Origin of the sequence: Aeromonas sp. R2-2, assembly GCF_040908355.1 — a bacterium.
Classification (GTDB): domain Bacteria; phylum Pseudomonadota; class Gammaproteobacteria; order Enterobacterales; family Aeromonadaceae; genus Aeromonas; species Aeromonas veronii.
This window is the reverse complement of record NZ_JBFODQ010000014.1, coordinates 20,702-32,793: the sequence shown is the minus strand read 5'-3', so window position 1 is coordinate 32,793 and position 12,092 is coordinate 20,702. Positions and strand designations below refer to the sequence as shown.

The window sequence follows — 12,092 nt, the reverse complement described above, 5'->3', positions numbered from 1 at the left end:
GGTGACTCTCATCACCGCCCGTCTGTTGCAAGTGCCCCGTCTCCATTGAGGCGGGGCTTTGCTGTTTGAAGGGATGTTCGAGGTGGTGGGGATGAAACGGCTGATCAAAAACGGTGTGCTGGTCGATGCACAGGGTGAATATCGTCAGGATCTGCTGATCGAGAACGGGGTGATCCGCGCGCGAGCCGCCGCTATCCAGCCCGATGGCGAGACCGACGTGATCGATGCCAGCGGCTGCTATGTGATGCCGGGCGGCATCGACGTCCATACCCACTTCAACATCGACGTGGGCATTGCCCGCAGTTGCGATGACTTTTTCAGCGGTACCCGTGCTGCCGCCTGTGGTGGCACCACCACCATCGTCGATCACATGGGATTTGGCCCGGCGGGGTGCAACCTGCATCACCAGCTGGCCCGCTATCACGACTATGCTGCCGATCAGGCGGTGGTCGATTACAGCTTTCACGGCGTTGTCCAGCATGTGGATGACGCCATCCTCCACGAGATGGCTGCCATGGTGCAGGAGGAGGGGATCAGCAGCTTCAAGCTCTATCTTACCTACCAGTACAAGCTCGGAGATCACGATGTGTTGCGCGCGCTGGCCCGCCTCAAGGAGGTGGGGGCGCTTGCCACAGTCCACCCCGAGAACGATGCCGCCATCGCGGCGCGCCGGGCGGCCCTATTGGCCGCCGGTCACCATGAACCCTGGTATCACCCGCAAAGCCGCCCGCTGGAGTGCGAGGCGGAGGCGATCGCCCGGATGATCAATCTGGCGGGGCTCGCTGGCAATGCGCCGCTCTATATCGTCCACCTCTCCAACGGCTTGGGGCTGGAGTATCTGAAACTGGCGCGTCGGCAGGGCCAACCGGTCTGGGTGGAGACCTGCCCGCAATATCTGCTGCTTGATGAGCAGTGTTATTACAAGGAGAACGGGGTCGACTATCTGCTGAGCCCGCCGCTGCGCTCGCGCCGCGAGCAGGACAAGCTGTGGGTTGGCATCGCTGCGGGTGACATCGACACGGTGGCGACCGATCACTGCAACTTCTCTCACGCCCAGCGCATGACCCTCTCGGGGGGCGATTTCAGCCGCTGCCCCAACGGCTTGCCCGGGGCCGAAAACCGGATGCTGCTGCTGTTTGCCCACGGGGTGCTGGGCGGGCGCATCTCGCCGTCGCGCTTCGTAGCTCTCACCAGCGCCAACCCGGCGCGCCTGTTTGGCCTCTGGCCGCGCAAGGGCAACCTGCAAGCGGGGTCTGACGCCGATCTGGTGCTGATGGATCCCCGCGGTGACACCCTGATTTCCCATCCACTGCTGCACGACAACGGCGACTACAGCCCCTACGAGGGGATGCGCTGCCCCGGCCAGATCAGGATGACCCTCAGTCGCGGCGAGATAGTGGCCCGCGACGGCGAGTTTACCGGACAACGGGGGCATGGCCGTTTTCTGGCCAGAGCGCCCTTTGATCCGGCGTTGGCGCCGGAGCTGCACTCGCCTTGCCCCACAGTGACCGGCTGACAATCCGTTCGAAACACGCAGAGCAGCAAGGTTATGTGAACAACGAAAGGTGGGCCGGTATTGCGCCGGCTTGTCCCATCACTGGAGATAACAAGATGAAACAGAGAATCGTACTGGCCCTTGGTGGCAATGCGCTGGGCAACAACCTGCCCGAGCAGATGAAGGCGGTGCAGAGCACGGCGGGCACCATTGCCGACCTGATCGCTCAGGGGCATGAAGTGGTGGTGACCCACGGCAACGGCCCGCAGGTGGGGATGATCCAGCAGGCGTTCGAGGTGGCGGCCCGTCATGACTCCAAGGCGCCCCATCTGCCCATGTCGGTCTGCGTGGCCCTGAGTCAGGGTTATATCGGTTATGACCTGCAAAACGCCCTGCGCGAGGCACTGCTTGAACGCGGCATCCACAAGCCGGTCGCCACTTTGGTGACCCAGGTGGAGGTGGATAAAAACGATCCCGCCTTCCTCGACCCCAGCAAGCCCATCGGCGGCTTCTTCAGCAAGGAGGAGGCCGAGGCATTGATGGCCAGGGGCGAGCGGCTCAAGGAGGATGCCGGCCGTGGCTATCGCCGGGTGGTGGCATCCCCCAAACCCGTCGATATCATCGAGAAAGAGACCGTCTCTGCCATGCTGGCTGCCGGTCAGGTGGTGATCACCGTCGGTGGCGGCGGCATTCCGGTGCTGCGGGAGGGCAATCACCTGCGCGGTGCCAGTGCGGTGATCGACAAGGATTGGGCCAGTGCCAAGCTGGCGGAACTGATTGACGCCGACATGCTGATCATCCTTACCGCGGTAGAGAAAGTGGCCATCAACTTCGGCAAACCCGATGTGCAGTGGCTCGATCAGCTGAGCGTGGCCGATGCCAACAGCTTTATCGCCCAAGGGCAGTTTGCCAAAGGATCCATGTTGCCCAAGGTGGAGGCTGCGCTCTCGTTTGCCACATCTCTGCCGGGGCGAAAATCCCTCATCACCCTGCTGGAAAAGGCAGCCGAGGGGATCGCTGGCAAGACCGGTACCGTGATCAGCCTGTAGCGTGCAACGCGATGACGGGGTGATAGACAGGGGGCCTTGGCCCCCTGATGTTTTTGGCTCGGGCGCTACTGTGGCTGAGGTCGATTTCCCATAGATCGTGGGCAGCCCGCCAGCACAGGGGTAAGATAGCCACCCCGATAAGGGTTGGCCCATCGGAACAAAAGGCGAAAGGCAGAGCTATGCGTGGTGAGAGATGAGTGGAAAGATCAATATGGCGGCGTTGGTGGGATTGATCCTGCTCACCGCCATCTGGAGTTACAGCTGGATCGTGATGAAGCAGGTGATGCTCTACGCGGGGGCCTTCGAGTTCACCGCCCTGCGCTGCCTGTGCGGGTCTCTGGTTCTGCTGCTGGTACTGGCCCTGCGCGGGCGCCGTTATCTCAAACCCACCCCGTTTCGCTATACCCTCGCCATCGCCCTGTTCCAGACCTGCGGCATGGTGGGGTTGGCCCAGTGGGCGCTGATCAGCGGCGGGGCGGGCAAGGTGGCTATTCTGAGCTACACCATGCCGTTCTGGGTGGTGATCTTCGCGGCGCTCTTTCTCGGCGAGCGGATGCGCAAGCTACATTATCTGGCGGTCGGGGTGGCGGCCTGCGGCCTGCTGCTGGTGATCCAGCCCTGGTTGCTGCATCTTGAGTCCCTCAAGAGTGCGCTGTTGGCGATCCTCTCCGGCATCAGCTGGGGGATCAGCGCCATCATCGCCAAACGGATGTATGCCCGCCATCCTAGGGTGGATCTGATGTCCCTCACCACCTGGCAGATGATCTACGCCACCCTGGTGATGACGCTGGTGGCCGCGCTGGTGCCGGAGCGCCCCATCGACTGGCAGCCCTACGTGATGGGGGCGCTGGCCTATAGCGCTATTTTTGCCACCGCCATTGCCTGGAGTCTCTGGCTGTTTGTGTTGAAAAAACTGCCGGCGGGTATCGCCAGTCTCAGTACCCTGGCGGTGCCGGTGAGCGGCGTGCTGCTCTCCTGGTGGCTGCTTGGTGAGAACCCGGGGCCGGTGGAGGGGAGCGGCATCGCCCTTATCGTGCTGGCGCTTCTCGTCATCAGCCGCAAGGGCAAGCGGTCGGTGGTGTCGGTGGCGGGGGAGACCCGCATCAAGCACGGCTGAGTTGATTGTCGGCAACGAAATACAAAGGGCCCACCATCATGGCGGGCCCTTCTGGTTTTAAGAACACTCTCTTATCGGCGCTGGGCCAGATGCATCATGGCTTCCAATACGGCGCCGCCGATGGCGCGTGCCTTGTCAGAGACGGTTGTGGCATCGGCGCGCTCGCCACGCGGGTCGATATCGCCAATCTTGAAGCCGATAGGCACTTCGATGCCATCGCTGAGCAGCCCCCGCACCATGCCCGAGAGCGGCGCGATAATGGGAGCGTCCCCCACATGGGCGATCACATCCCCCTCCTGTACGAGATCACCGAGCTTGATCAGGCTCTTCATCACGCCGGGGGCGGGGGCGCGCACCACCCGGCGGGCGGAGTGCCCCTCGATCACCCCGGGAATGCCGGTATTGGGCTGGGCGGGGCCCTTATAGATGACCCGCCCCAGATGGTGACCGCGGTTGGTTTCGATCACCGCATCGCAGTCGCGTCCCGCCTCAAATCCCGGGCCGAGGGCGACCGTGATGGGGGCCATCTCCTTGTGGGTGCCGAGGTTCTGCTTGGCGAGGATGGCATCCACCAGATAGCGGGGCTTGAGCTCGGTGAGGGTGGCGCAGTCGGGGTCAACCAGTAGCGGAATGATGCCCCGATCCAGCTGCTCGAACGCCTGCTCGACGCTCTCGACCCGCTTGGCGCGCACCCCTTCGACGCTGGTTTCACCATCAAACATCCCTTGAGCGAAGGCGACGGTGCGGCGGATCACCGTGGGCTTGTCGAGATCCAGCATCACCACCTTGAAACCGGCATTGTGCAGGCGCAGCGCCACCCCGGTAGCGATATCGCCGGAGCCGCGCATCACCACCAGTTGATCCCGCTTGAGGCGCACGTCATCCTGCATCAGCCCACCCGATTTGCCGTTTTTCACCTGCAGCAGCTCGGCGAGGATGCTGATGGCGATCTCCTCGGGGGTCTCGGCTCCGATGTTGTAGCCGATGGGGGCGTGCAGCTGCCGCAGTTGTTCCTGGCTCACCCCTTGCTGGCGCAGGGCCTGGGTGAAGGTCTGTACCTTTCGCTTGCTGGCGAGCAGCCCCAGATAGGCGAGGGGACGGCTGATGAGCCGATCCAGCGCCTCCTTGTCCTGATGATTGGTGGCGATGATGACGAAGTTGGCGGGCTCGATGGCCAGTGCGTCGATCACCGCGCTGATGGTATCGGCCTGTTTGAGGTGAGTGCCGACGGGGAAGTGATCGGGATTGAGGCTCCCTTCAAAACAGTCGCCCACATGGATATCAAAACCCAGTGGCGCCGCAGCATGGGCCAGCGCCCGGTTGACGTGGCCGGCACCGATCAGTACCAGCCGTGGTCGCAGACCATAGACATCGATATAGACCGACATGGCGCCGCCACAATCCGACCCGACCGCATGTTCGCCGTTGCGGGCCATCCGGCCGTGGAAGATACGCGGCTTGCGCTCGGCAATGGCGGCCATCGCTTCCTCGATCACCAGCCGCTCGATCATGCCGCCGCCGATGGTGCCGAGGATCTGGCCATCGGCCATTACCAGCATCTGGGCCTGATGGCGGGGGGTGGAGCCACGGCTCTCGATGATCTGGGCCATGGCAAAGGGAATGTTCTCCTGTTCCAGTCGGGCTGCGTGTGCAAACAGATTCATAAGGTACCTCTTCTTATCCTTAAACCATCATGGGCGAGGCGGCTGAGCCTCATCCTGAGCGAAGTAACCGAGTGCGTGGCGAATGGGCTGTGGTTTGCGAACCGCCCCCTGCCAGATGGCGTGGATCTCGGGGTGGCGGGTATGCAGCTTTATCAATTCATCGAGCCACGACGCCTCATTTTGATAATCCCCATTGATAAACCAGATCCGGCGCGCCCTGGCCGGGGTACCTTTGAACAGCCCCTCGGGGTGGGAGAGCAACTGGTGAAACAGGGCCCAGTCGAGGGGGTCACCGGCCTCTATCCCGCACAGGGCCTGAAGCTCTGCCCAGCGGTGGATCTGCTGCGGGTCGGCTTGGGCCCCCACCATGGCGCCGCCCGTCAGGGCGATAACCCAATCACTGTGCTGAGGAATGCAAGGTTCGTGCAAAGCGGGCACTTTCAATAACTTGTGATGGGCGCCATCCGCCTCGACCAGGATCAGATCGAAGCGCTGCTGCCCCTTGATGAGATCAATCTGCTGGGGCGTGGGGCCCGCCACCTTGCCGCTGGCCTGATCGATATGGCTGAACAGGGCGACCAGGGTCGGCTCATCGGGCAGTTGCTGACAGCGGGTCAGCTGGCGGACGGGATCGGCTTCCAGGATCAATTCCCGATAGTGTGACGGGGCAGGCAGAAACATCCGGGTGGTGGTGGTAATTAGCACCCTTTTACCCTGTTGATAAAAATATTCCGCCAGCCAGAACAGGGTGCTGGTTTTTCCACCGGCCCCGCAGAGGCTAATTAAGGTGGTATGGCTATCAATATTTTTGGTGAGCGAGTTTAATAGCGGATCTATATCTGGAAATGCGACAGCAACAACGTGTGGGTGCGACATAATGACGACCAAAATAAATATCAAAGGGAGTGGAAAACAACGTTGCCAGGAACAAGTGCAGTGTGACTGTATAATAACGGCGGCGGGTTTATCTTCCCGAATGGGTACCTGGAAAATGATGCTACCTTATTGCCAGGGGACAATGCTTGATGCAAGTCTCAAAAATGCCCTGGCTTTTTGTCAGCGCGTTATTCTGGTGGTGGGCCATCGTGGCGAGGAACTTCAAGCGCGCTACGGATCATGGCCGGATATTGTTGTCGTCCACAACCCCGACTATCGGCAGGGGCTGGGCAGCTCCATCCGCTGCGCCCTGGCGGCCAGTGACGCTGACTACCTCTTTATCAGCCACGGGGATCTCCCCTGTATCCCGCGCGATGTCTATCAACAGCTCTGGCAGGCACAGGGCTGTGAGACACTCTTTCCCACCTGGCTGGGGGAGGCTGGCCATCCGGTGTTGCTGCCAAAATCCCTTGCCCGCGAGTTGGCAGCGGCCCCGGTGCAGTCGTCGGTACGGCGCTGGTTGCAAGGGCATCCGCACCGTATGGTGCCGGTCGACAGTCCCGCCATCCTGTTTGATGTGGATACCCCGGAGCGCTATCAGGCGCTGCTCCATAATGTTGATGAGTGTTAGTGATAGCGGTGGAGTCGATTGGCATACCCTGTATGCACGATAAGTAGATCTGTACACGGAACAGCTATTTAGCATCCTCTTTAAGGCATATTTCTGTCAGAGGGACACATCATGATGCAATAAACACTATCAATTACGCAGCTGTAGTATCAACGTACATAAAAAGTGGATGACTGAAGATATTAGCTATTAAATATAGTTACTGACTGCATTGCGATTAATAATGGCAAGTGAAGTCCCAATCATTATTTGGGAATTTTTATTTCCGGTGGCCGAGGAAGTAATTTTTCCGCTAAATTTTTACCTCTAAAATTACTGTATTATCTGACAGGTTGCTATTGTTTGGAGTTTGTGAACTGCTGAAGTTTCAAAATTTTATGGTTGAAGGGTATTGGTTTGTAATATTGTGCTGTAATAAAATGGCCCAATTGGATTCTAACTGTAGAATAAAAACCTTGAACGCTCCAATTTTTAATGACACCAAGTCAGCTCCTGATTATGGGCTTGTTGGCCTCACTTTACTTGCTCATTTTCATGGTGTGGCTGCAGATTCAGAGCAAATCAAACATCAGCATGGTTGTGAAGGAAAACCTTTATCTGACGTAGAACTATTGTTAGCGGCAAGAGGCATGGGTCTCAAGGCAAAAATAGTCTCACAACCCGTGAAACGCCTATCTTTAACACCTCTACCTGCAATGGCTCTGCGCCAAGATGGTGAGCATATAATCATTGCTCGTTATGACAGTGATAAAGTGTTGGTGCATGATCTGTGTCAACAAAAACCGCGAGTGATCTCTCTGAATGAGTTTGAGAGTTTTTATGAAGGTAAATTACTGTTAATTGCATCAAGAGCGTCAGTTGACAATATTTTGGCGCGTTTTGATTTTACTTGGTTTGTACCGGCTGTAGTCAAGTATCGTAAGTTACTATTGGAAGTTCTTGGTATTTCGTTGGTATTGCAGTTATTTGCTTTAGTGACCCCACTGTTTTTCCAGGTGGTCATGGATAAAGTTCTTGTAAACCGTGCATTCTCAACACTTGACGTGATCTCTGTCGGTTTGCTTCTGGTTGTGGTGTTTAATGTCTTGCTATCGACCTTACGCAGCCACGTTTTTGCTCATACAACCAGTCGTATAGATGTGGAACTTGGCGCCAGACTATTTCGTCATCTTCTTGCTTTGCCATTGGCATATTTTGAAGCTAGGCGGGTTGGGGATACTGTAGCAAGGGTGAGAGAACTGGAACATATTCGAGGTTTTCTAACCGGGCAGGCACTTACTACCGTTCTTGATTTGCTCTTTTCCTTCGTATTTCTCTCGGTGATGTTTTATTACAGCGGCTGGCTGACGTTGGTTGTATTGATATCGTTACCCTGTTATGCCGCTTGGTCTTTTTTGTTGACGCCAATGTTACGACGGCGTCTCGATGAAAAGTTCTCCCGGGGGGCTGATAATCAGTCGTTCTTGGTTGAAGTGGTAGGAGGGGTCAGCACGATTAAATCGATGGCCGTCGAGCCACATATGACAAGACGCTGGGATAATCAATTGGCTGCCTATGTGGCTGCCAGTTTCAGAGTTACTCGATTGTCGAACATCGGTCAGGGGGGGATCCAGTTAATTCAGAAGCTGGTCATGGTCGGTACTCTTTGGCTGGGGGCTCGTTTGGTGATTGATGGCTCGTTATCAGTTGGGCAGCTCATCGCATTCAACATGCTGGCAGGCCAGGTCTCAGCTCCAGTCCTGCGTTTGGCACAGCTATGGCAAGACTTCCAACAAGTAGGTATTTCGGTTGAACGATTGGGAGACATTCTTAATACACGAACTGAAGTTCCTGCGAGTCGGGCAGCATTGCCGCCTATTCAGGGACGAATCCAATTTGAACGAGTGACTTTTCGTTATCGCCCGGATGGTCCAGAAATTTTACATCATTTGGACTTGTCGATATCTCCCGGCGAAATTATTGGGATTGTCGGCCGATCTGGTTCCGGCAAGAGTACTTTGACCAAACTTATTCAGCGTCTTTATGTACCTGAAGGTGGGCGTGTTCTTGTCGATGGCAATGATCTGGCTTTGGTGGATCCTGCTTGGTTAAGACGCCAGATCGGCGTGGTACTACAAGAAAATCTACTTTTTAATGCAACCGTGCGTGACAACATTGCATTGTCAGATCCGGGAGTCAGCCTTGACCGAGTAATCCACGCAGCCAAGCTCGCTGGCGCTCATGACTTCATCATGGAGCTTGCCGAAGGTTACGATACTTTGGTGGGTGAACACGGGTCTTCACTTTCTGGTGGCCAACGTCAGCGTATCGCGATTGCAAGAGCTTTAATGGGCAACCCCCGTATTTTGATTCTTGATGAAGCAACGAGTGCTCTTGATTATGAGTCTGAGCGTGCAGTTATGCAGAATATGCAGGCAATTTGTCGAGGACGTACAGTCATTATTATTGCACACCGTCTATCTACGGTACGTAGTGCAAATCGCATTATCGCAATGGATAAAGGACATATTGTCGAGAGTGGTGTTCATGCAGAGCTGGTCTCTCGCCCTGATGGTTATTACGCCCATCTTCACCGATTGCAGCAAGGATAAATAATCATGACCCACTGGATTGAGGCGCTTCGGAATTTCCTGAAGCGTTACGGTGACGCTTTTTCGCGAAGCTGGGATGTGCGCCATCAAATGGACCCTGAACCGCGGCGTGAAGACGAGCTGGCGTTCTTACCTGCACATCTTGAGTTAACTGATTCCCCACTGTCACCTTTGCCGCGCTGGAGTATGCGGATCATCGCTGCTTTGTTCTTAAGCTTTTTGATATGGGCTTGTATTGGTCAGCTGGACATTGTTGCTGTGGCGGGAGGCAAGACAGTGAGTGGCGGTAGAACCAAAGTTATTCAGCCACTGGAGCCCGGAGTGATCAAGGCCATTCACGTACGAGAGGGACAGCAGGTTACAGCCGGGGAGGTCTTGGTGGAGCTGGATGCCACAACAGCAGGGGCCGATAGGCGCAAAGCGGAAGATGCGTTGATGGTCGCTCGTTTACTAAAAGCACGTTATCAAGCGTTATTACTTGCTCAGAAATTGGGTGCTCAGCCTGTATTTCCCCCCTTAGAGGGTATCGATGATACCCGCCAGCAAGCAGAACAAACTTTGGCACAGGGTCAGTGGCAAGCTTATCTCGCCAAACGTGACGCACTGTTAGCGACGTTGCAGCAACGCGAGGCCGAGCTCGGGACGACTCGGCAACAAGTGACCAAGTTACAGCAAACTCTCGCGTTGGTTCGGTCCCGGGAACATGACTATGAGGAATTGCTGGTCAAACAGTTTGTGCCACGGCATGCCTATCTAGAGCAGCAACAGGCTCGCGTTGAACTTGAAGGGGATTTGGCCAGCCAGCAAAGCCGTCTTAAAGAGCTTGCCGCAGCAATTGCTGGCCAGCAGCAGGAGTTATTGGCATTGGAGGCCAACTTTCGTAGCGAAGCACTCGAGCAGGGGAGAGTGGCAAGTGAGCAGATCAGCCAGTATGGGGAAGAGCTAACCAAGATGCGTCGTCGTCAGGCATTGACCCGTCTGACTGCACCAGTAGCAGGTACGGTACAGCAGTTGGCGATCCATACCGTCGGTGGTGTAGTGACGGAGGCTCAGCCCCTGATGGCTGTGGTGCCAGCCAATGAGACCCTGGAGGTGGAGGCGCAGATAGAGAACCGGGACATCGGATTCGTCAGGCCTGGGCAAGCGGCCACGGTCAAGATCGACAGCTTTCCCTACACCCGTTACGGCTATCTGGAGGGGGAGGTTGTCAGTGTCAGCCATGATGCGGTTCAGGATGAGCGCAAGGGCCTTGTATTTCTGGCCCGGGTGCGCCTGGAGCGTAACCACCTGATGATCGACGGTGCTCGGGTGACCCTGAGCGCCGGGATGACGGTCAGTGCAGAGATCCGGACAGGGAAGCGCCGGGTCATCGACTATTTCCTCAGCCCACTCCAGGAGCATGTGGGCGGAAGTCTGCGCGAGCGATAATCATGAAAGTCTTGCTCATTCATCAGAACTTTCCCGGTCAGCTGCGACACATTGCTGAGCACCTTCGGTCTCGCCACGATGTCGAGTTGCTGGCTGTCGGGCGCGATACAGCGCCTGGTCTAGAGGGGGTCGAGCTCTTGCGTTACCGCCCAAGTCGGCAAGCTGGACATCAGACTCATCCCTATCTGCTTGGTTTCGAAGACGCTGTATTGCATGGTCAGGCGGTAGTGCGCCTTCTTCAACCTATGGCAGAGAGAGGCTATTGTCCGGATGTGATTTTGGCGCACCCTGGCTGGGGTGAGACGCTCTTCATAAGAGATCTGTTTCCTAACGCTCGGTTGGTGCACTACTGCGAATTTTACTATCACAGCAAGGGCGCCGATGCCGATTTTGATCCCGAGTTTCCACTGACACTGGACGGAGCTGCACGGATTCGGGCTCGTAATGCACTGCATCTGCTTAATCTGGAGCAGTGCGACGTGGGTGTATGTCCTACCCGTTGGCAACAGAGCCTGCATCCTGAGGCCTATCACGCAAAGCTCGAAGTCGTGCACGAGGGGATTCGGACCGAACGACTGTGTCCTGATCCAGATGCAATCTTGCGACTGCCCAATGGCAAGATTTTGAGAGCAGGGCAAAAGGTCATCACTTACGTTGCCAGAAATCTCGAACCCTACCGGGGGTTTCACCGCCTGATGCGTAATCTGCCCGCTATCCTGTCCGCAGATCCTGAGTGTCAGGTGTTGATCGTTGGGGGGGATGGCGTCAGCTATGGTTCACCCCCGCGCGGGGCCCACTCGTGGCGGGAGAAACTGCTGTCGGAACATCCAATTGATCCTGCGCGGGTTCATTTCCTGGGCAAAGTCCCCTATGACGTGTATGTGCGTGTACTGCAGGTATCAGCAGTCCATCTCTATCTAACCTATCCGTTTGTTTTGTCGTGGAGTTTGTTGGAGGCCATGTCCTGCGGGTGCCAAATTGTTGCGTCAGATACGTCGCCTTTGCATGAGGTGATCAGGGATGGAGAGAATGGCCATCTGGTAGGTTTCTTTGATGATGCAGCACTGGTAACCAAGACGATAGATGTTCTTTGTCACCCACAAAAAGCAATGAGCAGGGCTGCTCGAGCCACAGCCCTCTCTTATGACATCCAGCATGGCGTAGATACATATCTTGCTCTGTTGGGGCTCACAAGATGCCCAACCAAGGTGCAGTAATAGTTCAGGCAAATATGCAACGTA

Annotated in this window: 9 protein-coding genes; 7 read left to right on the top strand and 2 right to left on the bottom strand. The window is 56.6% G+C overall.

Annotated features, from left to right (window positions below; genetic code table 11):
• Window positions 1-91 precede the first annotated feature (91 nt).
• The 3 genes from hydA (at window position 92) to AB5Z09_RS02505 (ending at window position 3,661) form a co-directional block, all read left to right on the top strand.
• On the top strand, window positions 92-1,516 hold the full coding sequence (gene hydA, locus AB5Z09_RS02515) for a dihydropyrimidinase (protein ID WP_120414646.1): 1,425 nt from the start codon (window positions 92-94) through the stop codon (window positions 1,514-1,516).
• A gap of 95 nt (window positions 1,517-1,611) precedes the next feature.
• A complete protein-coding gene (gene arcC, locus AB5Z09_RS02510; RefSeq protein WP_120414329.1) occupies window positions 1,612-2,544 on the top strand; it encodes a carbamate kinase in 933 nt (310 codons plus the stop codon).
• 193 nt (window positions 2,545-2,737) lie between these two features.
• Window positions 2,738-3,661, top strand: coding sequence for a DMT family transporter (locus AB5Z09_RS02505; RefSeq protein WP_368194559.1), 924 nt, complete (start codon window positions 2,738-2,740; stop codon window positions 3,659-3,661).
• Window positions 3,662-3,732: 71 nt separating this feature from the next.
• Here the strand turns inward: AB5Z09_RS02505 and yqeB are convergent, their stop codons facing one another.
• Together yqeB and yqeC are read right to left on the bottom strand one after the other, a co-directional pair.
• A complete protein-coding gene (yqeB, locus tag AB5Z09_RS02500; RefSeq protein ID WP_368194558.1) occupies window positions 3,733-5,325 on the bottom strand; it encodes a selenium-dependent molybdenum cofactor biosynthesis protein YqeB in 1,593 nt (530 codons plus the stop codon).
• Between the two features lie 27 nt (window positions 5,326-5,352).
• Complete coding sequence (gene yqeC, locus AB5Z09_RS02495; RefSeq protein ID WP_368194557.1) at window positions 5,353-6,201, bottom strand: selenium cofactor biosynthesis protein YqeC; 849 nt, start codon at window positions 6,199-6,201, stop codon at window positions 5,353-5,355.
• Window position 6,202: 1 nt separating this feature from the next.
• Here yqeC and mocA point away from each other — a divergent pair, with 1 nt between their 5' ends.
• The 4 genes from mocA to AB5Z09_RS02475 all read left to right on the top strand — a co-directional run bounded on the left by mocA (window position 6,203) and on the right by AB5Z09_RS02475 (window position 12,068).
• A complete protein-coding gene (gene mocA / locus AB5Z09_RS02490; protein ID WP_368194556.1) occupies window positions 6,203-6,832 on the top strand; it encodes a molybdenum cofactor cytidylyltransferase in 630 nt (209 codons plus the stop codon).
• A gap of 455 nt (window positions 6,833-7,287) precedes the next feature.
• Window positions 7,288-9,423: a type I secretion system permease/ATPase gene (locus tag AB5Z09_RS02485; RefSeq protein WP_368194555.1), complete on the top strand. Its 2,136-nt coding sequence runs from the start codon at window positions 7,288-7,290 to the stop codon at window positions 9,421-9,423.
• A gap of 6 nt (window positions 9,424-9,429) precedes the next feature.
• A complete protein-coding gene (locus tag AB5Z09_RS02480; protein WP_267519376.1) occupies window positions 9,430-10,851 on the top strand; it encodes an HlyD family type I secretion periplasmic adaptor subunit in 1,422 nt (473 codons plus the stop codon).
• Between the two features lie 2 nt (window positions 10,852-10,853).
• Entirely contained in the window at window positions 10,854-12,068 is a 1,215-nt protein-coding gene (locus tag AB5Z09_RS02475) for a glycosyltransferase family 4 protein (protein WP_368194554.1), read from the top strand.
• Window positions 12,069-12,092: the final 24 nt, after the last annotated feature.

Coding starts and splice junctions, on each gene's coding strand:
- hydA (WP_120414646.1), top strand. CDS start 92: ATGAAACGGCTGATCAAAAACGGTGTGCTGGTCGATGCACAGGGTGAA.
- arcC (WP_120414329.1), top strand. CDS start 1,612: ATGAAACAGAGAATCGTACTGGCCCTTGGTGGCAATGCGCTGGGCAAC.
- AB5Z09_RS02505 (WP_368194559.1), top strand. CDS start 2,738: ATGAGTGGAAAGATCAATATGGCGGCGTTGGTGGGATTGATCCTGCTC.
- yqeB (WP_368194558.1), bottom strand. CDS start 5,325: ATGAATCTGTTTGCACACGCAGCCCGACTGGAACAGGAGAACATTCCC.
- yqeC (WP_368194557.1), bottom strand. CDS start 6,201: ATGTCGCACCCACACGTTGTTGCTGTCGCATTTCCAGATATAGATCCG.
- mocA (WP_368194556.1), top strand. CDS start 6,203: ATGACGACCAAAATAAATATCAAAGGGAGTGGAAAACAACGTTGCCAG.
- AB5Z09_RS02480 (WP_267519376.1), top strand. CDS start 9,430: ATGACCCACTGGATTGAGGCGCTTCGGAATTTCCTGAAGCGTTACGGT.
- AB5Z09_RS02475 (WP_368194554.1), top strand. CDS start 10,854: ATGAAAGTCTTGCTCATTCATCAGAACTTTCCCGGTCAGCTGCGACAC.